This is a genomic window from Acetobacter okinawensis (assembly GCF_002153655.1).
GTDB classification, from domain to species: domain Bacteria; phylum Pseudomonadota; class Alphaproteobacteria; order Acetobacterales; family Acetobacteraceae; genus Acetobacter; species Acetobacter okinawensis_A.
Map to the genome: position 1 here is coordinate 103,908 of NZ_JOPJ01000002.1, position 25,681 is coordinate 129,588.

Below are 25,681 nucleotides of genomic sequence, written 5' to 3' on the forward strand. Positions count from 1 at the left end.
CCATGCAGGCCGCCTCCACCACGCTTTCCTCCCTTGTCATGCGTCATGTGGTGCTGGCGGCACTCTGTCTGGGTGGCGGGGCTACGACCCTGCACGCTCAGGCTGCCCCGGCTGCAGACCCGCTGGCCTATGGGAGCACTCCCGCCACCGTAGCCCCTGCGGCCCCGGTTGCAGGGCAGCATGGCATGGCGGTTTCCGCCCAGAAGCTGGCGTCCGAGGTCGGGGCGCGTATTCTGGCCAAAGGCGGCAATGCAGCCGATGCGGCCGTGGCCATGGGGTATGCGCTGGCGGTTGTCTACCCCGCTGCTGGCAATCTGGGTGGCGGCGGCTTTATGATGCTGCGCCCACCGGGCCAGCCCGCCATTTTTTTCGACTTCCGGGAAAAAGCACCACTTGCCGCCACGGCTGACATGTATCTGGACAGCAAGGGCAACGTGATTCCCGACCTGTCTGTTCTGGGGTGGAAAGCCGTTGCCGTGCCCGGCACGGTTGCGGGGCTGGAGGCCGTGCATACACACTGGGGGCACCTGCCCCGGCAGGTCATCATGGACCCTGCCATAAAACTGGCGCGTGACGGATTTGTGCTGGGCGAAGGCGATGTGCAACTCCTGAACACATCCACCGCAGCATTGGCCAAAGACCCCTACGCCCGCAAAGTCTTTTTGCGCCCCGATGGTTCCCCCTTCCAACCCGGTGACAGGCTGGTGCAAAAAGACCTGGCCCACTCGCTGGAACTGATCGCACGCAACGGGGCCGATGCCTTTTACAAAGGACCAATTGCCGCCACCCTGCTGGCCCAGTCCAAGGCGCATGGCGGCATTTTGCAGGCCGAGGATTTTGAGCACTATAAACCCCGTGAACTGCCCCCCATAACCTGCTCCTACCGTGGTCTGCTGGTGGAAACCGCACCACCACCCAGCGCAGGCGGCATCGCCCTGTGCGAAATGCTGGAAATTCTGGCCGGGTATGACATGCACGCGCTGGGCCTGCACTCCGCCCCCGCTCTCCAACGCGAAATTGAGGCCATGCGCCGCGCCTACTCCGACCGACGCAACCTTGGCGACCCGGCTTTTGTCCACAACCCGGTCAGCAGCCTGCTGGACCCCGCTTATATTGCCAGCGTGCGCGCCCACACGCCCACAGACCACGCCACCCCATCGGACACGCTACGTGCAGGCATTGCCGAACCCGAAAAACCAGAAACCACACAGTTTTCCGTTATTGACCAGCATGGTTTTGCCATTTCCACCACCTACACACTCAACGGCTGGTTTGGTGCCAAGGTCATGGGGGGCGATACCGGCATTATCATGAATGACGAGATGGACGATTTTTCCATCAAACCCGGCGCGCTCAACATGTTTGGTATTCCCGGCAGCGTGGCCAATGCCATTGCTCCGGGCAAAACGCCGCTGTCCTCCATGGCACCGACCATTGTCTCCCGCGCAAACAGGCCGGTCATGGTCATTGGCAGCCCCGGCGGGTCGCGCATTCCCACCATTGTGCTGTCGGTCATTCTGGGCGTGGTGGATTATGGGCTGAACATCCAGCAGGCCATAGACCTGCCCCGCCTGCATGAACAATGGATACCCCAGAGTGTGGAAGTGGAGGCCGGAGCACTCAGCACACAGGTACAGCAGGCACTGGAGCAGGAAGGGTACAGCTTTGTCCTGCATGCACCGTGGGGTATTCCCGAAGGGATTCTGGTTGGTGGCCCCAGCCTGAGCAGCCACGGCCCTGCACGCTTTTATGGCGGCTCCGACCACCGCCACCCCGGTGGTGCGGCCATAGGGGAATAATCCCCCACCCCTGCCTTACAGACGATCCAGCCTGTGCGTGACCCCCTGCGGGTCACGCACCTGATGCGCGCCGGTAATATAGTCCGGGCCAAGGGGGACCTTGCCGTAGCCACCGGGAATATCCAGCACATAAATCGGCCATGCCAGCCCCGTAACGCGCCCACGCAGCCCGGCCAGAAGGCGCAGCCCCTCCTCTACCGGAACATGAAAATGCGCAGTCCCCGGAGCGGGGTCGAGCTGGTGCAGGTAATAGGGCCGCATACGGTTTTCCACCATGGTGCGGAACAGGGCTTCCAGCGCAGCTTCGCTATCATTCACACCACGCAGCAGGACTGACTGCCCAAGCAGGGGTATGCCGCGCCGGACAATACGGCGCAGGCTCTCCCGCGCTGCGGGTGCCAGCTCCCGTGCATGATTGACGTGGATCGCCATCCACATGGCTTTTTCTGTTTCCAGCGCATCCAGCAAGGCGTCCGTCACACGCTCTGGAGCCGCCACAGGAACACGCGTATGCACCCGAATGGTGCTCACATGCGCCATGGCGGAAAGTGCTGCCACAATCTCACCCAACCGACGGGGGGACAGCATCAGCGGGTCTCCTCCGGTCAGGATCACTTCCCTGATCTGCTCATGCGTGCGCAGCCACTCCAGCGCACGGTGCAGGGCGTTCTCATCCAACACCCCACCGTCTGGCCCCACATGCTCACGCCGGAAGCAGAAGCGGCAGTACAGCGGGCACACCAGCAGCGGCTTGAGCAGCGCACGGTCCGCGTAGCGGTGCACAATACCCGGCACGGGGGAGAGGGCATCGTCCCCTATCGGGTCAGAACGTTCTTCGGGGGTTACCACCAGTTCGCGCGCACTGGGCACAACCTGTACGCCAATCGGGTCATCGGGGCTTTGCATCAGGGCTGCAAAGGCAGGGGGGATGGCTGTTGCGTAGTGTTGCGCAACCGCCCGCAACTCCGCCGCCTGCGTGGGGGCCACCATACCGGCGGCAATCAGTTCATCTGGGGTGCGCAGCGTTCGGCTGGTCGCAAAAGGGGGCTTGACCGGGGAAGACATGTACCGCCTCTACTCCGCCCATGTCTGTGTCTGCAACATCTCATCTGCCCGTTGGCGCACCGGACCCTGAGCATCTTCGGGACCGGCTGCCATTTTTACGCCGCCGCAACATGGTCCTGCGTGGCACACGCGCCTTTCTGGAGGCCCGCGGCTGCATGGAGGTGGAAACCCCCTGCGCCACCCCCACACCGGGGGAAGAGGTCCATCTGCTGCCTTTCCAGACCATGCGCGAAACGCCCGATGGCCAGCGCCAGCCCCTGTTCCTGCACACGAGTCCCGAGTTCGCGATGAAGCGCATTGTCGCGGCTACCGGGCTGCCGGTGTTCCAGTTTGCCCGCGTCTGGCGCAATGGCGAGGCCAGCGCCACGCATGCCCCGGAATTTACCATGCTGGAGTGGTACCAGCCCGGCATGCCCCTGACCGGCCTGATGGATGAGACCGAAGCCCTGCTCAAGGCGGTCCTTCCACCAACCCTGCACCGCAACGCCTGCACGCTGGACATGAGCCAGCCCTTTGAACGGCTGAGCATGGAGGAGGCTTTTCACCGCCATGCGGGGGTGGACCTGCTGCCCACACAGAGCAATGCACAGGCACTGGCCCAAGCCGCAGGCTGCCCCCTGCGTGAAGGGGAACTCTGGGAGGACCTGTTCTTCCGCCTGTTGCTGGAACGAATCGAACCCGCCATTGGCCGGACACGCCCCACGTTTTTAACCCATTGGCCAGCCAGTCAGGCTGCCCTAGCCCGCAAGGACCCCACCGACCCGCGCGTGGCCCTGCGTTTTGAACTCTACGCCGCAGGCATGGAACTGGCCAATGCGTTTGACGAGCTGACAGACCCCGCCGAACAACGCCAGCGCTTTGCGCAGGACAGGGCCGAGCGCCAGAGCCTTTACCCCACCCGCCCCACTTGGCCCATGGACGAAAAACTGCTCCACGCCCTGCCCCACATGCCCCCATGCTCGGGCATTGCACTGGGCTTTGACCGGCTGGTCATGCTCGCCAGTGGGGCGCGGCATATACAGGATGTCTTGTGGATACAGGATTAGTCTGCAACATTTAGCCTCCACAGGTGTTCTGATGCATGATCCACCCCTGCGCTGAACACCAAAGGCGTATTCCACCAAGAGGCAAGTCCGTGCCATGCCACATGCAAAGAAAATTCTACTGGTCGGGCTTCTGGCCCTTGCCGGCTGCCAGGTTCCCAGCGAGCAGGAGCGCCGCAAACTTGACTCCATGATCGGGCGCCCCACCGTGGATGTCATCCGGACATTTGGCGTGCCCACACGCCAGTTTACCACCGGGGACCACACTTTTCTGGCCTACATCACGCAGGAGACCGACTACACCATGCCCATGGGCGGCGGATGGGGCTATGGCCCCGGCTGGGATGGTGGATGGGGCTATGGTGGCTGGGGTGGCTACGGCGGCGGATGGGGTGGCTGGGGCGGCGGCATAGGCACGGCTTATACCTACAGCTGCCAGACCAACTTTGAGGTGGTGAATGGCCTTGTCATCAGCTGGACCATGCGCGGTGATGGCTGCTAGGCCATCTGCACCATGCACCATCTGAGCAGCCCATCCAACACACACGGCACCATGGCTGCCCGGACACCCTCTGCCCCGCTACGCTCCCTGACAGAGCAGAGCGGGCGGGTGGCCTGCCTGATGGCACTCACAGGCATGAGTGTTCTGGCGGGGTGTCAACAACAAAGCCCTGCCCGGCAGGATAGTTACATCACTCCGCTTTCAACCTGTGCCTATATGATGCCAACAGTCTCCGGCACCCGCACACACGGGTACCGGGGCATGCCCGGCACCACCCCCGGCAACAATCCGGTTGAGAGTGCGGTAGCGTATAGCAACCCGCAGACACCCGCCTTCTGCGACCGCCCGCTACCGGACACACTACGCAGTGCGCTGGAACTGGCCGATTACACACATCTGCTGGACAGCTCCGGCCTGCTTGCCACCTTGCAGCAGACAGGACCATTTACGGTTTTTGCCCTGCCCAATGCTGCACTGGAACAGTACAATACGCGCATGGGGGGGCAACTGCTCAACCCGGCCCACATCAACACGGTGCGGGACATACTGGCGTACACGATTGTTGCAGGAAACTGGCCACACAAGGCCCTGCGTGCAGCGGTTGATGCCGCCCCTGCCCACAGCCTGCGGCTCCCGACCCTGAGCGGGCAGCCACTTACGGTCTGGCTGGACCAGACGACAGATCAGATTATGGTTGGCACACCCAATGGCGTAAACAGCCAGCTATGGGTTATGGGCATTCCCCAATCCAATGGTGTGCTATATTTTACGCGCGCGCTGCTGCTGCCACCAAAGGCACAGGCGGCTCCCGTACCCAATACCTCAGCAGCAGGTGCGCTGTAACAAACCAGCGCGCCTCTGACGCCCCCATACAAGCGGGGCGGAGGCCTTATTCCGGGTTCTGGCTGCTCAGAGCACCCATGGAGTGGGGTCATCCCACCAGCATGCATCTGGCATAACAAAATCCACATCACACCCAGCAAGCGTGCGGGCTTCCTCCGGGGTGCTGGCGTAGGCTACGGCGGGCAGTTCCATCATCATGCACCACCACTGGGCGAGGGCCTGCACGGCCTGCGTGGCCTCTGCCTTATCGGGGGTATCTGGCGCAAAACAGATGTAATCCGCCCCTTCCTCCCCCGCACGCATGGCGGCATCGCGGCTGCTGCCAACGGCCACGCCAAGTTGCAGTTCATCCCCGATCTGGCGACGAACATCGCGCACATTGGCGTCCTGATAACCCGAGGACAGATGAACGCCATCGCACCCGGTCTGTATGGCCAGTGCGGGGGCGTCTTCCAGCATCAGGGCAATGCCCCTGTTCTGGACAACGGGGCGAATAGCCCCGATCAGGTCGGTGGCGGCAACAGGCGTGAGCCCACCGCCCAGACGCAGCAGCAGGGCTGCTGGCTGGTGGTGGGCCAGACGCTGTTCCAGCACCGGCAAAAACGCATCGGCATGCAAAAGCGGAGGCGTAACAAGATAAAGCTCCGACACTCCGGCTACCTTTCCCACACGATGCGCTGATCCATCATTCAGCTCTTGAAGATGGTGATGATCTGGTCCAGCAGAGCCAGAGCTTCCGCCTTGGGGCGCTGGAACACGTTACGGCCAATGATGGAGCCAAAACCGCCACCGTCATGAATACCCTGAATGGTCGCCAGCAGGTTGTCCGTGCCGGTATGTTCCCCACCCGAGAAGATGACGATACGGCGGCCAGCAAAGCTGGACTGCACAACATGGTTGATACGGGCTGCCAGAGTGGCCACGTCCACCTTGTTTTTTTCATACACAGGTTTGCAGGCGTCGAGTGCAACAACATCGGTCGGCGGTTTGACCTTGATGATGTGCGCACCACACAGGGCAGCCATATGTGCGGCATAGGCACAGACGTCCACTGCGGTTTCAGCCTTTTTGTCCAGCACCGGACCGCGCGGGTAGCTCCATGCGATCACAGCCAGACCAACAGACTTGGCTTCGGCTGCGAGTTCACGCAGTTCTTCCATCTGGTCGAAGCAGTATTCAGAACCGGGGTAGATGGTAAAGCCAATACCAGCACAGCCCAGACGCAGCGCGTCAGCCACGGTGCCGGTTACGGCCTGGTCTTTTTCGGTCGCAAGGCTGTTGGAGCTGTTGCACTTGAGAATAAGCGGAATTTCGCCCGCAAAGGTGGCGGCGCCACATTCAAGCATACCCAGCGGTGCGGCATAACCGCTCAGCCCGGCCTCAATAGCAAGCTGGAAGTGGTAGTGCGGGTCATAGGCGGCCGGATTGGCTGCGAAAGAGCGGGCTGGACCATGCTCAAACCCCTGATCTACCGGCAGAATGACCATTTTGCCGGTTCCACCCAGCTTGCCTGCATTAAGCAGACGGGCCAGATTCGTCTTTGTACCGGGGTTATCGCTCTCATACTGGTTGAGAATAGCCTTAACCTTCGGGGTCAGCGTCATGTGGAACAGTCCTTCTTTTGCCTTGTGTCCGGCACATTATTTTCCGGATGCTGGTGTTGGCAATAACCGTGGGCGAAATACCCGACAAGAGACGATATGGCACTTAACGGCGTGATAAGGTTAAATGATGGCGGGCACTGTGGCAGAAGTGCTGCGTTTTGCTGTGCGTACAAGGCCCGGACCGTCTCGTATTGTGGGTTTTGCTGGCGCAGAATGGCAGCTTGCTGCCCACAACGCAACGCCATGAGCGCCCCAGCCGGACTACTGTCACAATCGAGCACGTGCACAAAGCTCCGCGTGGCCGATTCTGCCACCCCGTCCATCAGGGCATGCCACCAGCTCACCCCCATGAACGCCACAGCACCGGGGGGGGAGAGCAGGCCCACACAGCCGCCATACGCCGCCTGATCAGCCGCACGCAAGGCCATGCACGCCTGCGCATGGCCAGACACACACACATAGCGGATACCCGAGTGAGACAATGAGAAAAGTGGCCTGTTTTCCGTGAGCATGCTTGACGCGATCGCTTTTGCAGGTGATTCCTTATCCCCAAGAGAAGGGAAAAGGAATGCAGGATCAAGACGTGGAGCCGCACTCACCCCAAGGCAACAGCTATGCCAGCATGCACACCCGCGTAACATCTGCGGAAGAGTCCATCACCCGTCTGGACCGTGCCTTGCAGCGCATTTCCTTTGCTCTTGATAAAAAGCAGCAGAAAAGACCACCCGCCCCCAACCCCAACCAGCAGGAACTGCTGGCCAACATTGACGCGCTGATCCTGCGTGTGCGCGACGTGCTGGACCAGACCAGCGCCTCCACACTCAGCCATGATACGCTCCCGCCCCCCCCTGCGGAGGAGAACTGACCCATGGCGCTTGTTTCGGTGCATATTAACGGCCACAGCTACACTGTCGGGTGTGAGAACGGGCAGGAACGCCATGTTCAGGCCATGGCGCATCAGGTTGAGCGCCGCGTACAGCAGGTGCGCAATCTGGGCTTTAGCGGCGAGAGCCGTCTGCTGGTGCTGGCTGCCCTGCTGATGGCGGACGAAATTCAGGACCTCTCAGGCAACCGGGTGCCCGAAAGCACAATTCTGGCCGCACAGGACGCCGAACGCCTGCGCGCAGAGCTGGCCCTGACCAACCACCGGCTGGCCGATCTGGCCGACACTGCAGAATCTCTTGCAGTGGAGATAGAGCGCGCCTACATAGAGAAGGCGGAGCTGCCCGATACGTGAGGCAAGTCATCCCCTGGGCCGATAAGCACTTCCTAGGGAGCTGGCTCTGTTGTGGCCCTGGTCACATTACCCGGCGCCCACCTGCACTAGCAGGTCCTGGAGGTTGAAAGACCCACGGTCCATGGTGGCTCCGCACACCCCCCACACAAGCAATGACCCGCCAGACATTGCCGCACGCAAAAAAACACTGAGACTCCAGTGTGCAGCGGCCCTGCGCGCGCGCAACGTGCGGCTTGACCACGGTATTGTCCGGCGGCTGGAAGCTTTGCTCCATCCCGAAGCGGGCCCCATTGCCTGTGTATGGCCACTTGCGCATGAGGTGGACCTGCGCCCCCTGTGCCATACGCTGGCGCAGGCTGGGGCAACCGTTGTGCTCCCCCAGACACCTCCACGCGGCGCACCACTGGTTTTTCGCCAATGGGTGCCAACATCCACCATGCTGGCTGGCCGCTTTGGCACGCATTACCCCGATGGCCCAATTATGGAGCCACGTATTGTGCTGGTACCCCTGCTGGGCTTTGACCGCACCGGCAACCGCCTTGGCTACGGAGGGGGATATTATGACCGCACACTGGCAGCCCTGCCACACGCCGCCAGTATAGGCTATGCTCCCTCCACACAGGAGGTGGCGCAACTGCCTTGCGGCCCCCATGACAAGCCCCTGAGCTGCATTGTAACCGAAAAGGAGGTTATTCGTTTTGGCTGACCCACACCCGAGCACCGTGCGAAAGACCAGCGCGTGAGAATTCTGTTTTTAGGCGATATTGTTGGTCGCACCGGGCGCGATGGTGTGCTTGCCCGCCTGAGCGACCTGCGCGCGCGGCTGGCGCTGGACCTTGTGGTGGTCAACGCAGAAAACGCAAGCCATGGCTTTGGCCTCTCCCCCGCCATTGCCACCACCCTGCTCCAAAGCGGGGTGGATGTGATCACGCTGGGCAACCATGCCTGGGACCGCCGTGACCTGATCGGCCATATTGACGGCGAACCCCGCATTATCCGCCCGCTCAACTACCCGCCAGCAACCCCCGGTCAGGGGAGCGTGGTGGTCGCACTGGCCGATGGGCGCAAGGCTCTGGTGGTCAATGTTATGGGGCGGTTATTCATGGACCCGCTGGACGACCCCTTCCGCTGCATGAACGAACTGCTGACCAAACACCGCATGGGAGCCACGGTACAGGCCATTGTTGTGGATATTCATGCCGAGGCCACAAGCGAAAAATGGGCTTTTGGCCATATGCTGGATGGCAGGGTATCGCTTGTTGTGGGGACCCACACCCACACACCCACAGCCGACCACCGTATTCTGGCCGCAGGCACTGCTTTCCAGACCGATGCTGGCATGTGCGGGGACTACAACAGCGTGATCGGCATGACCAAAGAGCCTGCCGTTGCCCGCTTTGTGCGCAAAATGCCCGGTGAGCGGCTCCAACCCTCCGAAGGGGAAGCCACGATCTGCGGTATTATGGTGGAAACGGACGATGCAACGGGCCTTGCCCGCCGTCTGGCCCCCCTGCGCCAAGGTGGCCTGCTTGCCCAGACCATGCCGGACTTCTGAGGCAACACCGAGCAAAATTACCAGACCGCCGGGCAGGTACCAACCTGCCCGTTAGCGCAGCAGACTACCCGGCCTGTGTGCAAAACGCCTGCACCGCAACCTGCGTGGCCAGAGTTAAGGGGTGTGGCAGGGCATCCAGAGCAAACCAGCCCAGTCCATCATGCTTGTGGGGTTCGCATACGCGGGGCTCTCCCCGCACTGCATCCACCATGTAAACCGGAGCAACCCAGTGCGTTCCTGCTGCACGGTCAATCTGGTCCACCACACAAAGCAGGGGGCCGGCCTCTGGCTCCAGCCCCACTTCTTCCCGCACTTCACGCATGGCGGCGTCCGCTATAGTTTCAAACGGGTCCACCTTGCCTCCGGGCAGCCCCCAGCACCCGGCCTCGGGCGCTTTCATCCGCCGGATCAGCAACAGGCATCCATCACGCAGGATAAACGCCCCACACCCCACGGCAGGTTGCATGCGCTACCACACCAGCCGATGCACTGCCGCAGTAGGCTGCAAACCAGCGGCACGGGCCTCGGCCGTAGCCAATGCCATGTCGTTGCCGATCATTTCCTGATGAATACCGCCTAAAATCCACAGGCTGTCCACACCAACTGCGGCTGCGCCCCGAATATCAGTCCCCAGCGCATCCCCAATTGCCAGAATACGGGTGCGTGGAACATCGAGCATAGCAAACACGGGCTGGTACACGCCGGGGTACGGCTTGCCAATCCAGCGCACATCGCCCCCCTGCTCGGCATAAAAAGCCGCCAGAGCACCCGCACAGATCTGCCGGTTGCCCCCCTTGACCACCACCCTGTCAGGGTTGGCGCAGATCATGGGCAGGTTCCGCGCAAGACAGGCGCGCAGTTCGGGCAGATACGGCTCCAGCGTGGATACCCCCCGCTCCAGATCCGGCCCCGTGTTCATGACAAAATCCGCCATGCCCACATCGCTCACACGCTCAATGTCCAGCCCTTCATACAGGCCCAGATCATGCACACCGCCAATGTGGAGCACCCTGTTACCAAGGCGGGCAAACCACGGGTCTGTCCGCGCCAGCATCTGGCGATGTGTTTCCTCCCCACTGGTCATCACGCCGTGGTAGAGGCTGCGGTCCACGCCAAACCCTTCCAGCTGTGTGGCAATAACACTGGCGGGGCGGGGTGCATTGGACAGCAGAACAACGCGCTTGCCAGCAGCACTCAGTGCGCGCAGGCACTCCAGAGCGCCGGGGTATGGCTGAACCCCGTCATGCACGGTACCCCAGAGGTCTATGATGTACCCATCATACTGGCTGGCAAGGGCCAGCAGCCCGGTAACCTGCGGGACAGTCCAGTTCTCGGTCTCGCTCACAGGTCTGCTCCACGGATGTCGTCCAGTGTTTCCACCCCCGCAGCACGCATGCTCTGGAGCATCTCCTGCTTGAGGCGCCCCAGCAGAGCCGGTCCTTCATACGCAAAGGCGGTATAGACCTGCACCAGATCAGCCCCCAGGCGGATACGGTCGAGAATATCCTGCCCGCTCTCAATCCCCCCGCAGGAGACAAGTGCCAGACGCCCGGCGGCAATATTGGCAACAATACGCAGCATATCGCGCGAGCGGGTGGCCAGCGGACGGCCAGACAACCCACCAGACTCGCCCTTGTACGCACTGCGCAATGTGGCAGGCCGGGCCAGCGTGGTGTTGTTGATAATCAACCCCTGCGCGCCGCCCTGCACCGCTGCCTCTACAATAGGGGCTATGGCGTCATCTTCCAGATCAGGGGCGAGTTTGACCAGCAGAGGGGGGCGTTCGGGGTGGCGGGCGGCAATGGCGTCCAGAATACCCTTGAGCTTTGCTGCATCCTGCAAACCCCGCAGCCCCGGCGTGTTGGGGGAGGAGACATTGAGCACAATGTAGTTCACGTACGGTTTGACCCGCGCCACAAGGGCCGGATAATCCCGCTCGGGGTCTGCTCCTGTTTTGTTAATGCCAATATTGGCACCCACCGGCACACCTGCCCCACCGGCACGCCCGGATGGCAGGGGGCGGGTCAGGCGGGCAAGCCGCACGGCAAACCTGTCTATACCCTGATTATTGAACCCCATGCGGTTGATGACCGCACGGTCCTCCTCCAGCCTGAACAGGCGGGGCTTGGGGTTGCCCGGCTGGGGGCGCGGGGTCACGGTACCCGCCTCGACAAACCCGAAGCCCAGACGGGCCAGCGGGCGCAGCACACGGGCGTTCTTGTCAAAGCCTGCGGCAATACCGATCGGGTTGGAAAACCGCATACCCAGCGCACGCGTGGCCAGAGCCGGGTCGTCTTCTGGGCGTTTGAAAGGAACGGAAATGCCCAGCGTAAGGGCATCTATGGCAAGCTCGTGCGCTTTTTCGGGGTCAAGCTTGCGCACAAGCGGCAGGGAGAGGGATGCTAGCACTGACATGCCTTTTGTACTGCCCCAAGCTGCCCCCCAAGGAAAGAGAAAAAAACAGACCGGTGAGCACACGATTTGCAGCCAAAGTTTTACTTGCAACTAAGAGTGATTCTCATTTAATGATCCTTCATGACCGATAGCAAGGGAGGGAGGCGCTGCCTCCGGATCATGTCATGCATCGCACACCCGTCTACCTCACCGATCTTGCCGCCAGCGAACGTCTGACCTTATGGACCATCCGCCGCCTTGCTGGCGCACCGCCCGCATGTGGGGCTGCTCCCGGCGCATCGGGTAGCCTGTTCCTGCCCTGCTTCCGGCAGGAGTTCATGGCTGTCTCCCAAGCTTTTCAGGATGCGCTGACAGATATGGCAGCACATGAAATCCCCGCTCTGGATATTTGCGCAGGCAGCACGCTGGCTGTAACGGAGACAGAGTACAACCTGCTTTTGGCCACTGAAGCCGCGCAAAACGAGCGGGAAACCGATATGCAGGCTCTCCTGCGCCCCCTGCTCCCCTTTGCACGCCTGCGCCAGCGCATGATGGCGGCCCTGACCACTCTGGGCGCGTGCCTTGCCGGGGCAGGCTACTGGCTCTCGCACCATGCTGCGCGGCCCTTGCAGCAGCCTGTTGCCACGGCGGGCCTTAACCGCGCGGCCTACCCGGCAACAGCCGCTCTTTCCGTTGCGCGCTGGCATGATCTGGACATGAGCATGGCCCACTCATGGCGCCAGACCGCACCACGCCACAGCTTTGCTCCCCGCAATGCGGGCTGAACACCCATGCCTGCACGCAGCGCCACCAGTTACGCAGTGCCCGTACCAGACCCAAGCGGCTCACAGAGCCACAGCGTTAAACATGCTGATGCCGCTGGAGCCTGACATAACAATGGTCATGCAGCGCTAATTGTTCTCTTTATGTTCCATTGTGGCGTATTCCATGCCATAATGCGGGGGCAATGCCTACGCCCATACGCCGCATTATCCATATCGACATGGATGCATTCTATGCCTCGGTCGAACAACGCGACAACCCTGCCCTTAAGGGGCGGCCCGTTGCCGTGGGGCATTGCCAAGAGCGCGGTGTTGTTGCCGCCGCCAGCTACGAAGCCCGCAAATTTGGCGTAAGGTCGGCCATGCCCTCCCTTATCGCCCGGCGCAAATGCCCCGAACTGGTTTTTGTCCCTCCCAGATTTGAGGCCTATCGGGCTGTTTCTGCCCAGATTCACGCTATTTTTGCCCGCTATACGCCGCTCATACAGCCACTCTCGCTGGATGAGGCTTATCTGGACATCACCCACCCGCTCCTCCGCCGCGCCTCCGCCACAGCTATTGCGGAGGAGATCCGGGCCAGTATTTTTGAACAGACCGGCCTGACCGCCTCTGCCGGCGTGTCTTACAATAAATTTCTGGCCAAGCTGGCATCTGACCACCGCAAACCCGATGGCCTGTTTGTTATTCCACCGGGGAGGGGAGAAGCTTTTGTAGCACCCCTGCCTGTTGGCGCGTTCCATGGTGTTGGCCCCGCCACCGCCCGCCGCATGAACGCTCTGGGGATTCATACCGGGGCTGACCTACGCACCTGCGGGCTGGATATTCTCAAGCACCACTTTGGCAAGGCCGCCACATTCTACCATGGCATTGCCCAAGGCGTGGACAACCGGCCGGTAGAACCCAACCGCCCCCGCAAATCCCTTGGCAAGGAAACAACATTCCTACAGGACCTGCATGCCGAGGTCGAACTGATGCAGGCCATGGGCAACCTTGTGGCGCAGGTCTGGGCCGCCTGCCAGAAGCGCACACTCAGCGGGCGCACGGTCACGCTCAAACTCCGCCACTCGGATTTTACCCAGCGCACGCGCAGCCAGTCCTTTACACAGCCGGTAGAGAATGAAGTCGCATTGCACGATGCCGCACGCGGGTTGCTGACCCCGCTCCTCCCCCTTGGCAAGCCAGTGCGGCTCCTGGGGGTTTCGCTCACCGGGCTGGTGCTGCCGGGGCAGCATGAGGCCGCAAGGCAGCTCTCTTTGCTCCCATAAACACTACCCCGCAGTCTTCTGCGCAATATTGGCAAAGAATCCATGATATTGTTTTGATACAGAAACAGTATAGGCATGAACATTTTGCTAACAAAATAAAATATCTGGCTCAAAATCAGAAAATATGGACAGAACCGCAGGAAAATTACATGTTCACACATCTGTTTTAATCCTGCCCATGTCTTTACACCCGCAACAATTCAGGGCAACCGATACAGTTCCATAACAAAAAACTGTCTTGCATAAGGTTGGTTGAATGACTGCGCTCCGCCCCATACCCACAAAAACCGCACCGCAGAACATGCCATCCCCCCAGCAGGTCGTAGCCTCCGCCTTCCGGCGCAGTGGAGCCCACAAGCCGATGCGCACAGTGCTTGGCTTGCAGGCCCTGCTGCTGATTGCCACCAGCGCCCACGCAGCAGGCGCGGACAACAGTGGAACAAACGGGCAGCAGGTTACGCAGGAAACCAAACCCCAGTGGTACACAGGCTCCCTTGTTTCCCCTTCAGGAGCGCTGGTCAAAAAGGGTGTTTTTGCGTGGGAACCCTATATGGCCTACAGCCAGCCGGTTGGGTACCTGAACAACAATAACGGCATGGAATCGCTGCACCCACGGCAAAAGTCGGTCAGCAATTTTACCCTGTATAAATATTCAATTACGGATTCGATCAGCATCCAGCTGACCCCGGTCATCAGCTATCGCTGGAAGAAGGGGGACAATACCAGCAGCGGCCTAAAGTTTGGTGACCTGCCCGTAGACCTGATGTGGCGCTATGTGAATGCAGACCCCAAACGCTATATTCCCGCCCTGAGCATTTTTGCAGGCATGGCCATGCCTACGGGGGATTATAACCGGCTTGGCCGCGCACAGGACGGGGTAGGTGCAGGAGCCTATACCTTCCGTCTGGCCCTGACCAGCCAGTCCACCTACACCCTGCCCGGCCAGCATGAATTGCGCCTGCGCGTGTGGAGCACCTTCCGCAGAGCCGTAACAACCGCGCATCTGCATGATGTAACAAGCTATGACACATCAAACGGATTCAGGGGCCGTGCGCAGCCGGGCATGTATGGGCAGAGTGGTTTTTCGCTGGAATATGCCGTGAACCAGAGGTGGGTTCTGGCCATGGATCTGGCGCGGGACTGGGCTAACGGCGCACATGTACGCGGCACAACAGCCACAGGCCAGAAGGTGGATACCATTGCCCAGTCGTCAGGCGACTGGCAGATCGCTCCGGCTGTTGAATATAGCTGGTCGCCCAACTTTGGGGTGATTGCTGGTGTTTCCACCTATTTTGCTGGGCATAACACCAATTTTGACGTGTCACCGCAGGTGGCGTTCAACAGCGTATTCTAGCCTTACCCCACAAAAAACGGCGGAAAGAAAAACTTTCCGCCGCTCATGCTCAACCGTTTATGCAGGTTTTACTTTTTACGGTGCGGGCGCAGGACCTTTGACAATGGATGACAGGTCATCCGGGCGTATCCACTTGCCAAACGCTGCCTGCACGTCCGCGCCGGTTGCGTTGTAGTAAGCCTGTGCGCCACGGTCCGCATTATCCAGCGGCAGCCCCAGTTCGGTCAGGTGCAGGTACTGTGCTGCAATCCGGTCCAGACTGGCGCGGGCCAGAGGAATGCTCCGCAAGAGTGACGCCTTGGCCAGAGCCAGTTCATCATCAGATGGAGGGGCAGACTGCATGGCTTTGATGTCACGCACCGCAGCGGCCTGCGCCTTGCCGACCTTATCGGGGTCTGCGCCATAATTGACCGTATACAGGCCACGGGTACGCCCCCACTCAAACGCACTGCCCACAGTGTAAACATACCCTGTTTTAACACGCAGGTCGCGGTACAGACGTGAGGAGAACAGACCACCCCCCAAGACCTCGTTCCCCAACTGGAGCATAAAGTGGTCAGGCTGGGCTGCGGTCAGGCCGAGTGTTTCGGCCAGAACCACCTCATCTTGCACACTGCTCTTGTCCGGCACCAGCGCATGGGACGCCTTGCTCAGGGGCACGGCTGGCAGGTCAATATCAGGGGTGGGTCCTTCGGCTTTCCACCCCCCGAACGCCTGCTCCATAACGGCCTGCGCCTTTTCGGGGGAGACATCCCCCGTCACAACAATAGTCGTGACATCCGGCCGCCAGACCTTTTTATAATAGGCCAGCACGTCATCACGCGTCACACTCATAATCGATTGTGGTGTGGCCTCGCGCAGGGTGGGGTCTTTGGGGGGCAGGACCGCCATTTTTATGGCACGGCTGAACAGATGTTCGGGCGAGAGCAGTTCCCCCGCCTGCGCCTGTGCTGCCTGCTGGCGCACAACCTGAAAATCCTTTTCCCCAAAAGCGGGATGCAACTCATTCTCTGCCAGAAGGGCCACACCCTTTGCAAAATCAGGTGTGAGCACCTGTAGGGAGAACGCACTCCCCGCACTCTCCCACGCTGGAATATCGTCCAGCGCCTTCTGGAAGGCCAGACGGTCATACCGGGTGGTCCCGTAGGAGAACAGGGCCTCTGTTACATCGTTCACCCCATCCTGCCCTGCGGGCTGCTGCAAGGAGGGAGTGGTCCGCACCTGACCACTGACCTGAACGGTGTGGCTGACGTGCGACGGCCAGACAATCAGCCTGATCCCGTTGGACAGGGTGCTGACATACGGCTGCGGAGTCGGTTCGGGCTTGTCGAGCTTGAGCAGCGCCTTTTCTGCCCAGTCAGGCAGTTTGACAGGCTTGTCGGGGGAGGACGCAAAGGATTCCGCCCCCCCGAACCCCTTGCCCGATACCGGCTTGCCCGAACTTTCGGGCGTTAGCACGGCCGAGACGGCATGGGCCGGGTTAAGCAGGGTTGCCGCCAGCTTGTTAACCGCCTCTGGTGTCACAGCCTGATAGGCGGCCACCAGATCCCCCGGTGCATCCAGCCCCTGAAACGCAAGGGCCGTAGACCACGTGGAGGCCAGACCACTGACCGAATTGGCGGCAAACTGCATTTGTGCAATTTCCCGCCGTTTGGCCGCTTCCACCAGATCAGCCGGAACACCATTTTTGCGGATATTTTCCAGCACCGCGCGCATGTCTGCCATAGTTTTTGCAGCATCCCCGCCCTTGGGGAAGGCCGCCAGAGCCAGCCCGAAGCCTGCCTCCTTTTTGGGCGCGTATTCAAACCCGGCAAACAGCGCCTTGCCCTGTGGCACCAGATCATACAGCGCCCCACGCTGGCTGGACAGCACATCGGACAGCACATCTGCAGTGGCATAATCCGCCGCCGAAGAGCCGGGCATGGGGAAGGCAAGCGTTGCAAACCCCACCGGGTAATCCGTTGCCAGCGTAAGCGTTTTGGCTGGTGGCGGAACGGGCTTTACCGTGTGGCGGGCGGGCAATGTTTTACGTGGAACACTGCCAAATGTTTCTTCCACCAACTGCAAGGTGGTCACCGGATTGACGTCCCCCACAATGACCAGAACGGCATTGTTGGGTGCGTACCATTTTTCGTAAAATGCCCGCAGGTCAGCCGCTTTTGTCTTGTCAAAGGAAGGGCGCGTGCCCAGTGCGTCATGCTCGTACGGTGTGCCTGCAAACAAAATGGCCTGCAACTGCTCAAGATACAGGTAAGCAGGGCTGGACAGATCGCGCGAGACTTCCTGCTCGATCGCGCCGCGCTCCTTGCTCCAGTCTGCCTCCGACAGGGTCAGTGCGCTCATGCGCAGGGCTTCTATTCTGAGCAGGACAGGCAGGTCCCGTGCCTGAGCCGTGTAAAAATACTGGGTGACGTCCTCGGTCGTGTCCGCGTTATAGCTCCCGCCAAGGCGCGTACCCACAGCGGCAAGCTGGTCCTTGTCCAGCCCTTTGCTACCCCGGAACATCATGTGTTCAAGCGCGTGCGCCGTGCCGGGAAAGCCCGCAGGCGCTTCCGCCGAACCCACCAGATAGTTGATTTCCGTTGTCACCACAGGTGCCAGCCGGTTGGGAACGATTACAACCTTCAGGCCATTGGGCAGGGTTGCCCGCACCACCTGTGCGCTGCTGAGCGCAGGCGGCACAAGGGTGGACGGCATGCCCGGCGCTGCCGCCTGTGCAAACGCACCAACGGGCGAAAGCGCACTGCCGCACAAAGCCAGAGCGGAAACAAGCGCCAGCGCCCTTGCGCGGGAAATGGTGGTTTTACGAAAAATCATGAAAAATCCTGTGTCCTGTGAAAACCCGCGCGAAAAAAACGTCTAATACCCCATACCGGGCAATGGCAGTTTTTTGGCCAGAGCAGACAGCTTGTGCCGCCTGAGTTCGGAACGGGCCTTGGCGTCCTCGGTCATGTAATTAAGCTGGATGGTATAGCGCGAGCCGACAAACGACTTGTGGCCATGCCATGTGGTGGGGCCATTGGGGAAGATCAGCAATGTGCCATCCACGGGCTGCACCTCCTTGGCGTAGTCCTCCAGATCATCGGGGCTGCGGAGCAGACGCAGGCAGCCTTCCTGTTTTTCCCACCCCGGCCCTGCGGGGTTGAGGTAGAGCAGAATGGTGACCCGCTTGGCTGTAGAGTCCGTGTGGATGCGTCCGTCCTTCTCCCGCGTGCGACCACGGATGGTCAGCATGGAGGGCGCATTATCCAGATCAAGACCAAGCTTGTCGGCAATGATGCGCCGCAGTTCCGGGCCTTCCATCTCCCGCACCAGTGCCTGCACAAGGGGGGACAGGCTGAGCGACTGGGGCGGGAACGACCCACCCGAGTTGATCTGTGGCAGACTTGCAAACAGTTCGGGCAGATCATCCTTGCGAATAAAATGCGGCACCATGATGTGCGTATAGGGCTCTGCGCAGACGGGCGCCTGCGTTAATGCCGCGTAGTCGGGTCGGATGGTTGCGTGTGGCGTGGTCATACCCTGTTGTCCGCGAAAGTGAACCTGTTAACCGCCGAAACGGTAGAAGGGTTGCGCCCCATAGACAAGAGCCCCTATCAGGCCCGCCGTCTGCCGCGCCCCTTGCCCGGTTTTGGCTCATACCCACCGCCTCCCGGCCCTAGTGGGCGGGGCACCTGTTCCTTGCCTGTTTTTTTGCGCCCGGTCCCCTGCCCTGCCTTTGGCGGAACAGGCACATCCAGCCCAAGCTGGAGCGCTTCCAGCCGTTTGATTTCATCACGCAGGCGGCCTGCGGTCTCAAACTCCAGTTCGGCTGCGGCATCACGCATCCGCTTTTCCAGCCCGGCAATGGTCGCACTCAGGTCCTGGCCTACAAACTCGGCCACGCCTGCATCCTCATCCGGGGCGACGGTCACATAGTCCTGCTCAAACACGGAGCCGACAATATCACCAATATGTTTGCGCACACTCTGGGGGGTAATGCCGTGCGCCTCGTTCCACGCCATCTGCTTTTCCCTGCGCCGTGCGGTTTCCTCCACCGCATAGGTCAGGGAGTCGGTCATTTTATCCGCATACAGCAGCACGCGGCCGTCCACGTTACGGGCGGCACGGCCAATGGTCTGGATAAGTGACGTGCGTGAGCGCAGGAAGCCCTCCTTGTCCGCATCCAGAATGGCCACCAGCGAACATTCGGGAATATCCAAGCCCTCACGCAGCAGGTTGATGCCGATGAGCACATCAAACGCGCCCATGCGCAGATCACGAATAATTTCGATCCGCTCCAGCGTATCCACATCAGAGTGCAGATAGCGGACGCGAATACCCGCCTCATTCATATAGTCGGTCAGGTCTTCGGCCATGCGCTTGGTCAGGGTGGTCACCAGCACACGACTACCCTTGGCTATGGTCTCCCGACATTCGGCCAGCAGGTCATCGACCTGATGTTCCACGGGGCGGATAATCGTAACAGGGTCGATCAGCCCCGTGGGGCGGATGACCTGCTCGGCAAACACGCCGCCCGTGCGTTCCATTTCCCACGGGCCGGGGGTTGCGCTGACAAAAATTGTCTGGGGGCGGAACGTATCCCACTCCGCAAAATTGAGAGGCCGGTTATCCAGACACGAGGGAAGACGAAACCCGAAGTCTGACAGAATGGATTTGCGCGCAAAGTCTCCACGCTCCATGCCCCCGATCTGGGGGACAGTCACGTGGCTTTCATCCACAATCAGCAAAGCATCTGCGGGCAGGTATTCAAACAGGGTGGGTGGCGGGTCCCCCGGTTTGCGACCGGACAGGTAGCGGGAGTAATTCTCAATTCCCTTGCACACGCCTGTGGTTTCCAGCATCTCCAGATCAAACGTGGTGCGCTGGTCCAGCCGCTCGGCCTCAAGCAGTTTACCATCCTTTGTAAACTGGTCCAGCCGGGTGCGCAGTTCGTGCTTTATGCCTTTTATGGCCTGGTTAAGGGTGGGGCGCGGGGTCACGTAGTGGCTGTTGGCGTATATGGTAATTTCCTGCAAATCAGCCGTTTTTTCTCCAGTGAGCGGGTCAAACTCGATAATCCCGTCCACCTCGTCACCAAAGAGCGAGACGCGCCACGCCCTGTCCTCGTTCTGCACGGGAAAAATATCCACGCTCTCCCCACGCACACGGAATGCACCACGCGTAAAGGCCGCATCGTTCCGGCGGTATTGCAGTTCCACCAGACTTTTAATCAGCTTGTCGCGATCAATCTCGCCCCCCAGCTCCAGCTTGACCACCATGCGTGCATAGGTTTCCACCGAGCCAATACCGTAAATGCAGGAGACAGAGGCAACGATAATCACATCATTACGCTCTAGCAGCGCCTGCGTGGCGGCGTGGCGCATACGGTCGATCTGCTCGTTAATCTGGCTGTCTTTTTCGATATAGGTGTCCGAGCGCGGCACATAGGCTTCGGGCTGGTAATAATCGTAGTAACTGACAAAATATTCCACGGCATTATTGGGGAAAAACTGCTTCATCTCCCCATAAAGCTGGGCGGCCAGTGTTTTGTTGGGTGCAAGAATAAGGGTTGGCTTCTGTGTGGCTTCGATCACCTTGGCCATGCTGAAGGTCTTGCCCGACCCCGTAACCCCTAACAGAACCTGATCGCGCTCCTGCCCTTCCACACCGGCGACAAGCTCCTTGATCGCCTGTGGCTGATCGCCCGCTGGCTCATATTCAGAGACAACCTCCATCCGGCGCAGGCGTGGGCGGGGGGACTGCTGCTCCGGCACAAAAGTAACCGGCGGCAGGCTTGCAGCCCGCTCGCTCAGAGAAGCCCGTTTTTTACCCCGCGACGGCAACGCTGCCGAAGGCGTGGTGGAAGAAGATGAAGCACCCATACCCGATAAGATGGGCAACTCTGCGCTCCGGCGCAAGGGAGCAAAGCCAACCACGCCACACCCGGCACCTCCCCAGAAAAATCCGGGGAGGCAGACTGGCTCAGGAGCGTGCAGGGGGCGCCATGAACTCCGGCCCGACCGGGTCGGTCACATGTTGCGCCACAACCGCGTCAATGGCAGCCATGTCGTCTGCACTCAGCGCCCAGCCAAAAGCGTCCTGCACGGCTGTGATCTGCTCGGGCTTTCTGGCCCCCCATAGGGCAATGGTCGGCCCACGGTCCAGCACCCAGCGAATAGCCAGAGCCAGCAGGCTTTTGCCGTGCTGCTCCGCAATGGTTGCAAGCCCCTGCACCGCGTTCAGATACTGGTTGAAACGGGGCTGTAGGAACTTGGGGTCCACCTTGCGCAGATCATCCCCGGTAAAAACATGCTCTGCGGTCATTTTGCCCGACAAAAGCCCACGGCACAGCGGACCATAGGCCAGCACCGCAAGATTGTTCCTGACCGCATAAGGCAGAATATCTTTTTCAATCTCGCGCTCAAACAGATTATACGGCGGCTGAATGCTTGCCACCGGCGCAAATTTACGAAATTCGTCCATCTGTTCAGGCGAGAAATTGCTCAGGCCAAGAGCATGGACCTTGCCGCTTTGCACACTTTTTTCCAGCGCGCGTGCGGTCTCCTCAAACGGGGTTTGGGGGTCTGGCCAGTGCACCTGGTACAGGTCGATATGGTCCGTATGCAGCCGCTTGAGCGATGCGTCCAGTTCCGCCTCCACCCGTGCTTTTCTGCTATCGCGGAAGACCTGACCATTCTGCCAGTTCAGCCCCACTTTGGTAGCCAGCACCACCCTGTCACGCCGCCCCTGTAAAGCCTTGCCCAGAATTTCCTCCGAATGACCAAAACCATAGACTGGGGCTGTATCAATCAGATTGATCCCGACATCGAGTGCTTTATCGATTGTTTTTGCCGCGTTCTCGTCATCAGCGCCACCCCACATGGAGCCCCCCATGGCCCATGTACCCAGCGCCACGCGCGAGACCGGTTTGGCAATGCCCTCAATTGTCATGAATTCCGCAGCCACGTTCTCTTTCTCCCTGAATATCTCTGACCTGCCGATAACAGCATGCTTGTCACACAGTTTGCATGCAACACGGCATATGGGCAGCAATGCAGTGCAGAACTGCAAAGATAGGTTGACCTGCATACAGGCCGTTCTACACTACACAGCCATGAACGCTCACGCATCTCCTGTGTTTCCCCGTGCTGGTGTGCTGGCCATTGTCCGCCGTGACAGCGATTTTCTGCTTGTCCGACGCTCCAATCCCCCCGATGCGGGGTTATGGGGTTTTCCCGGCGGCAAAGTGGAAGGAGGGGAGACCTTTTTCCACGCAGCAGAGCGCGAACTGATGGAAGAAACGGCTCTCTCTGCGCAGGCAACATCGCTCATTGATGTGTTTGACAGTGTGCATTATGCGCCAGATGGTACGCTGGCTTTTCACTACCTTATTCTGGCTGTGCTCTGCACCGAGCCACAGCCTGCCCTTGGCACCCCCATTGCGGGGGATGACGCACAGGAAGTCCGCTGGTTCAGTTATGATGCCATTCGCAAACTTGGCCCACAGGCCAGCGAGCGTCTGTTTTATATTGCGCAAGCCGTCATGCAGGCCCACACGCAGGAATAAAAAACATTCTTTATTCCTGACGTATTTTTTAAACAGAATATCTCCCCGCGCACCACAGCACATGGGAGTTAAAAAAATCCTTTAAAAACGCCTGTTGTTTTTGCTCCAGACCATACCCGTGCTCCACGCAACAAACACAACAAGCGTGAACACCCCCCCCATAACCGCCATGGAAACAGGCAGGCCGGGGATAAGATATGTGGGTGCATCACAAGGTTTGGAAGGAACCAGCGGCATGGATGCCCAGCGCTCAGCCAATGTACGCCCGACAACATGGGCTGCATGGCAAGCGGGGAACGGGCTTGGCCACCACTTCCACTCAACCCCAGCGTGGCAGATGGCAAGCCCCTCCGCCACCAGCAGCACAGGCGCGCACAGCCACAAAACCACACGCCCCCACTTACTGGGCAGAACAGGCACCATAACCCCCAGCACAACCAGCACGCGCCACGGCCAGCGCTCCCACAGGCAAAGCTCACACGGCATGATCCCAAGCTCGTGCTGCGTCCACCAGGCAACGCCCAGGGCAGAAAAACCCGCCATGATCATTAAAAGCGCAAGCACACTTTGCCGGGTATTCTGTCTCATGCGGTTCGGACCTCGGATAACGCTGCGATAAATGACCGCGCCCAGCTTGCGGCCGTTACGCGCCACACATCCGTACGCAACCGCTCCCAGCGTACCTTACGCTCGGAGGCAGACATACTTAGCGCCTTGTGCAGGGCTGTTGCAATTTCGTCCGAATCATGTGGGTTAACCTGCAAGGCGTCGTCCATATCCGCCGCGGCCCCGGCAAAGCGGGACAGAATGAGTACTCCCGGATTGTCCGCAAGCTGGGCGGCAACATATTCCTTGGCCACAAGGTTCATCCCGTCACGCAGTGGGGTGACAAGTACTGCACTGGACAACTGGAAAAATGCCGCAAGCAGTTCGCGCGGAAGCGGGTGTGTCAGGTAGCGCACAGGGGTCCAGTCAAACGCGCCATAGGTGCCGTTAATATGCCCCACAAGCTGGTCCAGCTCGGCACGCAGGCTCTGGTATTCCGGCACACTCCCGCGTGAGACAGGAGTGATCTGGAGATACACCACCTTGCCCCTGTATTCCGGGTAGCGCTTGAGGAACGTATCATACCCCCGCAAACGCTCTGGCAGACCTTTGGAATAATCCATACGGTCCACGCCAATAATCAGCGGCATACCACGCAGGTCCTGCTGCAGGCGCCGCAATTGCGGTAACCCCTGCCCCTCACGCGCGCAGGTGGCAAAACTGTCGGGGTCAATACCAATGGGAAAAACGCGCGCCCGTGCGGGAATACCCAGAACGGCAAAGGCCTCGTTCATATTACGAGCATCATCCTCGGTCTGCACGCCAATCACATCATACGCGCGCAGTGCCCGCATAAGGGCCGCAGCAGCGGGCAGGGAGCGCATGAGGCTCCACGGCGGAAAAGGAATGTGCAGAAAAAAACCGATACGCGCCTTGACCTTGAGCCCACGCAAAATTCTGCCAAGGGGGAACAGATGGTAATCATGCACCCAGACCATGTCATCTGACTCCAGCAAAGGGGCCAGCCTGTTGGCGAACAGGGTGTTGACGTTGATGTAAATCTGCTGGTCGTGCCGATTATAGTTCATTAGCCCGGCACGGTAATGGCACAGCGGCCACAGAACGGCGTTGGAATAGCCCTGATAAAACCCGTTATATTCCTTATGGGTCAGCGCTATGGTCGCATAAGTAACATGACCCACCGTATCCATGCCCAGTGGTCTGTCCGCACAGTCCGCTACCTGTTGCCCGGACCAGCCAAACCACAGGGTCGGGCGGTCACGTATTGCGTCCCTGAGCGCCACAGCCAAGCCCCCTGCGGGCTGTTTGCGGTCACGTATTGCTGGTACCCTGTTGGAAACAATGACCAGCCTCTGCATGCCTCACCCCCTTCCCGCGACAAGGGACGCCAGCCAGGCCCGAAACACCGAAGGGGTAGGGAAATCCGCAGGAATACGGAAAAAAGCCCCCCCCATACGATGGACAGCGGCCATGCCGTCCTCATCTGTTACATCGTCACCGACAAAGATAGGTTTACGTCCGGCAAACGGGGTGGTTTCCATCAACAGGGATACGGCATAGCCTTTATCCACCCCGGCCGGGCGGATTTCCCACGCCATTTTTGCAGGCTGGAGCGTAAACGCGCCATCGGACTCCCGCACCCAGCGCTCGGCTGTCTGGCGCAGAACTTCGGCTTTTTCCGGCGCAGCGCGGTAGTGCAGCACAAAGCCACCCTGCTTATGCTCAAGCCGCGTACCCGGCAGGGTTGCCAGCAGGTCCGATGCCTGCACAAGCCAGCGCTGCGGCATGGTGGGCAGCACCGCCCGCTCAACAGGACCGCCGGGACGGTGGCGAATGGTCACACCATGCTCCCCCGCAACCGCAAAGGGTACGTCGCCCAAAAACTGGTCAATCTGCTCAATCGGACGACCGGAAATAATGGCCAGCGCATCCCCACAGGCGGCGCGCAGGTGACTCAGGGTTTCCAGCAGGCCGGGGGGGACCACAACCGCCTCGGGCGTGGGGGCTATGTCCACCAGTGTACCGTCAAAATCGAGCAGGAAAGCTGCCTGACTCAGGGGCGGAATTTTAAAACGGCTGTCCTGCGTAAAGGAAGAACCAAACACAACGTACCTCTTTACTT

25 protein-coding genes, 1 other RNA gene and 1 pseudogene are annotated in these 25,681 nt (G+C 60.2%); 13 read left to right on the forward strand and 14 right to left on the reverse strand.

Features of this window, described 5'->3' with window-relative positions; translation table 11 throughout:
* The first annotated feature begins 2 nt into the window (after positions 1-2).
* On the forward strand, positions 3-1,799 hold the full coding sequence (ggt, locus tag HK26_RS01335) for a gamma-glutamyltransferase (protein ID WP_180539241.1): 1,797 nt from the start codon (positions 3-5) through the stop codon (positions 1,797-1,799).
* A gap of 15 nt (positions 1,800-1,814) precedes the next feature.
* Here the strand turns inward: ggt and HK26_RS01340 are convergent, their stop codons facing one another.
* A complete protein-coding gene (locus tag HK26_RS01340; RefSeq protein ID WP_086638144.1) occupies positions 1,815-2,864 on the reverse strand; it encodes a lysine-2,3-aminomutase-like protein in 1,050 nt (349 codons plus the stop codon).
* Between the two features lie 20 nt (positions 2,865-2,884).
* Between HK26_RS01340 and epmA the strand changes: the two genes are divergently transcribed.
* The 3 genes from epmA (at position 2,885) to HK26_RS01355 (ending at position 5,252) form a co-directional block, all read left to right on the forward strand.
* Entirely contained in the window at positions 2,885-3,910 is a 1,026-nt protein-coding gene (epmA, locus tag HK26_RS01345; RefSeq protein ID WP_086638145.1) for an EF-P lysine aminoacylase EpmA, read from the forward strand.
* A gap of 94 nt (positions 3,911-4,004) precedes the next feature.
* Positions 4,005-4,409 carry a hypothetical protein gene (locus HK26_RS01350; RefSeq protein WP_086638146.1) on the forward strand — a complete coding sequence of 135 codons (405 nt, stop codon included), beginning with the start codon at positions 4,005-4,007 and terminating at the stop codon, positions 4,407-4,409.
* A 12-nt stretch (positions 4,410-4,421) separates the two neighbouring features.
* On the forward strand, positions 4,422-5,252 hold the full coding sequence (locus tag HK26_RS01355) for a fasciclin domain-containing protein (RefSeq protein WP_086638147.1): 831 nt from the start codon (positions 4,422-4,424) through the stop codon (positions 5,250-5,252).
* 66 nt (positions 5,253-5,318) lie between these two features.
* On the opposite strand, the gene HK26_RS01360 is transcribed toward HK26_RS01355, so the two are convergent.
* From HK26_RS01360 to HK26_RS01370, 3 genes are read right to left on the reverse strand one after another with little or no spacing between them, the layout of a single operon-like run.
* Entirely contained in the window at positions 5,319-5,903 is a 585-nt protein-coding gene (locus HK26_RS01360) for a thiamine phosphate synthase (RefSeq protein WP_086638148.1), read from the reverse strand.
* Between the two features lie 38 nt (positions 5,904-5,941).
* Positions 5,942-6,856 (reverse strand): class I fructose-bisphosphate aldolase, encoded by a 915-nt coding sequence (locus tag HK26_RS01365; protein ID WP_086638149.1) that lies wholly within the window; start codon positions 6,854-6,856, stop codon positions 5,942-5,944.
* Entirely contained in the window at positions 6,853-7,338 is a 486-nt protein-coding gene (locus tag HK26_RS01370; RefSeq protein WP_143296268.1) for a hypothetical protein, read from the reverse strand. The genes HK26_RS01365 and HK26_RS01370 overlap by 4 nt, the downstream gene beginning before the upstream one ends.
* 86 nt (positions 7,339-7,424) lie before the next feature.
* On the opposite strand from HK26_RS01370, the gene HK26_RS01375 reads away from it, so the two are divergent.
* The 5 genes and pseudogenes from HK26_RS01375 to HK26_RS01395 all read left to right on the forward strand — a co-directional run bounded on the left by HK26_RS01375 (position 7,425) and on the right by HK26_RS01395 (position 9,648).
* The gene (locus HK26_RS01375; protein WP_086638151.1) at positions 7,425-7,721 is read left to right on the forward strand and encodes a hypothetical protein; all 297 of its coding nucleotides are present in this window, start codon (positions 7,425-7,427) and stop codon (positions 7,719-7,721) included.
* Positions 7,722-7,724: 3 nt separating this feature from the next.
* Positions 7,725-7,916: pseudogene (locus tag HK26_RS01380) on the forward strand (cell division protein ZapA); the annotation flags it as partial.
* A gap of 156 nt (positions 7,917-8,072) precedes the next feature.
* Positions 8,073-8,228: non-coding RNA, 6S RNA (gene ssrS, locus HK26_RS01385), on the forward strand.
* Entirely contained in the window at positions 8,215-8,799 is a 585-nt protein-coding gene (locus HK26_RS01390) for a 5-formyltetrahydrofolate cyclo-ligase (RefSeq protein WP_086638152.1), read from the forward strand. The genes ssrS and HK26_RS01390 overlap by 14 nt, the downstream gene beginning before the upstream one ends.
* 33 nt (positions 8,800-8,832) lie before the next feature.
* Positions 8,833-9,648, forward strand: a complete 816-nt coding sequence (locus HK26_RS01395) for a TIGR00282 family metallophosphoesterase (RefSeq protein ID WP_086638153.1) — start codon at positions 8,833-8,835, stop codon at positions 9,646-9,648.
* A gap of 64 nt (positions 9,649-9,712) precedes the next feature.
* On the opposite strand, the gene HK26_RS01400 is transcribed toward HK26_RS01395, so the two are convergent.
* The 3 genes from HK26_RS01400 to HK26_RS01410 are packed head-to-tail and all read right to left on the reverse strand — an operon-like array spanning position 9,713 to position 12,063.
* Positions 9,713-10,114, reverse strand: a complete 402-nt coding sequence (locus tag HK26_RS01400; protein WP_086638154.1) for an NUDIX hydrolase — start codon at positions 10,112-10,114, stop codon at positions 9,713-9,715.
* A 3-nt stretch (positions 10,115-10,117) separates the two neighbouring features.
* Positions 10,118-10,993 carry a TIGR01459 family HAD-type hydrolase gene (locus HK26_RS01405; protein WP_086638155.1) on the reverse strand — a complete coding sequence of 292 codons (876 nt, stop codon included), beginning with the start codon at positions 10,991-10,993 and terminating at the stop codon, positions 10,118-10,120.
* Positions 10,990-12,063 carry a quinone-dependent dihydroorotate dehydrogenase gene (locus HK26_RS01410; RefSeq protein WP_086638156.1) on the reverse strand — a complete coding sequence of 358 codons (1,074 nt, stop codon included), beginning with the start codon at positions 12,061-12,063 and terminating at the stop codon, positions 10,990-10,992. Before HK26_RS01410 ends, HK26_RS01405 begins: the two co-directional genes overlap by 4 nt.
* 164 nt (positions 12,064-12,227) lie before the next feature.
* Between HK26_RS01410 and HK26_RS01415 the strand changes: the two genes are divergently transcribed.
* From HK26_RS01415 to HK26_RS01425, 3 genes are all read left to right on the forward strand, one after another.
* The gene (locus HK26_RS01415) at positions 12,228-12,827 is read left to right on the forward strand and encodes a hypothetical protein (protein ID WP_086638157.1); all 600 of its coding nucleotides are present in this window, start codon (positions 12,228-12,230) and stop codon (positions 12,825-12,827) included.
* 182 nt (positions 12,828-13,009) lie between these two features.
* Complete coding sequence (dinB, locus tag HK26_RS01420) at positions 13,010-14,089, forward strand: DNA polymerase IV (RefSeq protein WP_086638158.1); 1,080 nt, start codon at positions 13,010-13,012, stop codon at positions 14,087-14,089.
* 361 nt (positions 14,090-14,450) lie between these two features.
* Positions 14,451-15,443: a transporter gene (locus HK26_RS01425; protein ID WP_257640811.1), complete on the forward strand. Its 993-nt coding sequence runs from the start codon at positions 14,451-14,453 to the stop codon at positions 15,441-15,443.
* Between the two features lie 75 nt (positions 15,444-15,518).
* Here the strand turns inward: HK26_RS01425 and HK26_RS01430 are convergent, their stop codons facing one another.
* The 4 genes from HK26_RS01430 to HK26_RS01445 all read right to left on the reverse strand — a co-directional run bounded on the left by HK26_RS01430 (position 15,519) and on the right by HK26_RS01445 (position 22,376).
* Positions 15,519-18,260, reverse strand: a complete 2,742-nt coding sequence (locus tag HK26_RS01430) for a M16 family metallopeptidase (RefSeq protein WP_086638159.1) — start codon at positions 18,258-18,260, stop codon at positions 15,519-15,521.
* A 42-nt stretch (positions 18,261-18,302) separates the two neighbouring features.
* On the reverse strand, positions 18,303-18,962 hold the full coding sequence (locus tag HK26_RS01435) for a 2OG-Fe(II) oxygenase (RefSeq protein WP_086638160.1): 660 nt from the start codon (positions 18,960-18,962) through the stop codon (positions 18,303-18,305).
* Positions 18,963-19,039: 77 nt separating this feature from the next.
* Positions 19,040-21,307: an excinuclease ABC subunit UvrB gene (gene uvrB, locus HK26_RS01440; protein ID WP_180539254.1), complete on the reverse strand. Its 2,268-nt coding sequence runs from the start codon at positions 21,305-21,307 to the stop codon at positions 19,040-19,042.
* Between the two features lie 100 nt (positions 21,308-21,407).
* Positions 21,408-22,376: an aldo/keto reductase gene (locus HK26_RS01445; protein ID WP_219337077.1), complete on the reverse strand. Its 969-nt coding sequence runs from the start codon at positions 22,374-22,376 to the stop codon at positions 21,408-21,410.
* A 163-nt stretch (positions 22,377-22,539) separates the two neighbouring features.
* Between HK26_RS01445 and HK26_RS01450 the strand changes: the two genes are divergently transcribed.
* Positions 22,540-22,992, forward strand: coding sequence for an NUDIX hydrolase (locus HK26_RS01450; protein WP_086638161.1), 453 nt, complete (start codon positions 22,540-22,542; stop codon positions 22,990-22,992).
* 81 nt (positions 22,993-23,073) lie between these two features.
* Here HK26_RS01450 and HK26_RS01455 read toward each other — a convergent pair whose 3' ends face one another.
* Genes HK26_RS01455 through otsB form a run of 3 tightly spaced genes read right to left on the reverse strand, consistent with a single transcriptional unit; the run spans position 23,074 to position 25,664 of the window.
* Positions 23,074-23,580 (reverse strand): disulfide bond formation protein B, encoded by a 507-nt coding sequence (locus HK26_RS01455; protein ID WP_257640808.1) that lies wholly within the window; start codon positions 23,578-23,580, stop codon positions 23,074-23,076.
* Positions 23,577-24,917: an alpha,alpha-trehalose-phosphate synthase (UDP-forming) gene (locus HK26_RS01460; protein ID WP_086638163.1), complete on the reverse strand. Its 1,341-nt coding sequence runs from the start codon at positions 24,915-24,917 to the stop codon at positions 23,577-23,579. Before HK26_RS01460 ends, HK26_RS01455 begins: the two co-directional genes overlap by 4 nt.
* A gap of 3 nt (positions 24,918-24,920) precedes the next feature.
* Positions 24,921-25,664, reverse strand: coding sequence for a trehalose-phosphatase (otsB, locus tag HK26_RS01465; RefSeq protein ID WP_086638164.1), 744 nt, complete (start codon positions 25,662-25,664; stop codon positions 24,921-24,923).
* Positions 25,665-25,681 lie beyond the last annotated feature (17 nt).

Excerpts from the sequence above, each read along its gene's own strand:
- HK26_RS01435 (WP_086638160.1), bottom strand. The coding sequence starts at position 18,962 with ATGACCACGCCACACGCAACCATCCGACCCGACTACGCGGCATTAACG.
- ggt (WP_180539241.1), top strand. The coding sequence starts at position 3 with ATGCAGGCCGCCTCCACCACGCTTTCCTCCCTTGTCATGCGTCATGTG.
- HK26_RS01365 (WP_086638149.1), bottom strand. The coding sequence starts at position 6,856 with ATGACGCTGACCCCGAAGGTTAAGGCTATTCTCAACCAGTATGAGAGC.
- HK26_RS01460 (WP_086638163.1), bottom strand. The coding sequence starts at position 24,917 with ATGCAGAGGCTGGTCATTGTTTCCAACAGGGTACCAGCAATACGTGAC.
- HK26_RS01350 (WP_086638146.1), top strand. The coding sequence starts at position 4,005 with ATGCCACATGCAAAGAAAATTCTACTGGTCGGGCTTCTGGCCCTTGCC.
- dinB (WP_086638158.1), top strand. The coding sequence starts at position 13,010 with ATGCCTACGCCCATACGCCGCATTATCCATATCGACATGGATGCATTC.
- HK26_RS01455 (WP_257640808.1), bottom strand. The coding sequence starts at position 23,580 with ATGAGACAGAATACCCGGCAAAGTGTGCTTGCGCTTTTAATGATCATG.
- HK26_RS01445 (WP_219337077.1), bottom strand. The coding sequence starts at position 22,376 with ATGACAATTGAGGGCATTGCCAAACCGGTCTCGCGCGTGGCGCTGGGT.
- HK26_RS01425 (WP_257640811.1), top strand. The coding sequence starts at position 14,451 with ATGCGCACAGTGCTTGGCTTGCAGGCCCTGCTGCTGATTGCCACCAGC.
- HK26_RS01450 (WP_086638161.1), top strand. The coding sequence starts at position 22,540 with ATGAACGCTCACGCATCTCCTGTGTTTCCCCGTGCTGGTGTGCTGGCC.
- HK26_RS01340 (WP_086638144.1), bottom strand. The coding sequence starts at position 2,864 with ATGTCTTCCCCGGTCAAGCCCCCTTTTGCGACCAGCCGAACGCTGCGC.
- epmA (WP_086638145.1), top strand. The coding sequence starts at position 2,885 with ATGTCTGTGTCTGCAACATCTCATCTGCCCGTTGGCGCACCGGACCCT.
- HK26_RS01400 (WP_086638154.1), bottom strand. The coding sequence starts at position 10,114 with ATGCAACCTGCCGTGGGGTGTGGGGCGTTTATCCTGCGTGATGGATGC.
- HK26_RS01390 (WP_086638152.1), top strand. The coding sequence starts at position 8,215 with ATGGTGGCTCCGCACACCCCCCACACAAGCAATGACCCGCCAGACATT.
- HK26_RS01355 (WP_086638147.1), top strand. The coding sequence starts at position 4,422 with ATGCACCATCTGAGCAGCCCATCCAACACACACGGCACCATGGCTGCC.
- HK26_RS01410 (WP_086638156.1), bottom strand. The coding sequence starts at position 12,063 with ATGTCAGTGCTAGCATCCCTCTCCCTGCCGCTTGTGCGCAAGCTTGAC.
- HK26_RS01375 (WP_086638151.1), top strand. The coding sequence starts at position 7,425 with ATGCAGGATCAAGACGTGGAGCCGCACTCACCCCAAGGCAACAGCTAT.
- HK26_RS01415 (WP_086638157.1), top strand. The coding sequence starts at position 12,228 with ATGCATCGCACACCCGTCTACCTCACCGATCTTGCCGCCAGCGAACGT.
- HK26_RS01430 (WP_086638159.1), bottom strand. The coding sequence starts at position 18,260 with ATGATTTTTCGTAAAACCACCATTTCCCGCGCAAGGGCGCTGGCGCTT.
- uvrB (WP_180539254.1), bottom strand. The coding sequence starts at position 21,307 with ATGGGTGCTTCATCTTCTTCCACCACGCCTTCGGCAGCGTTGCCGTCG.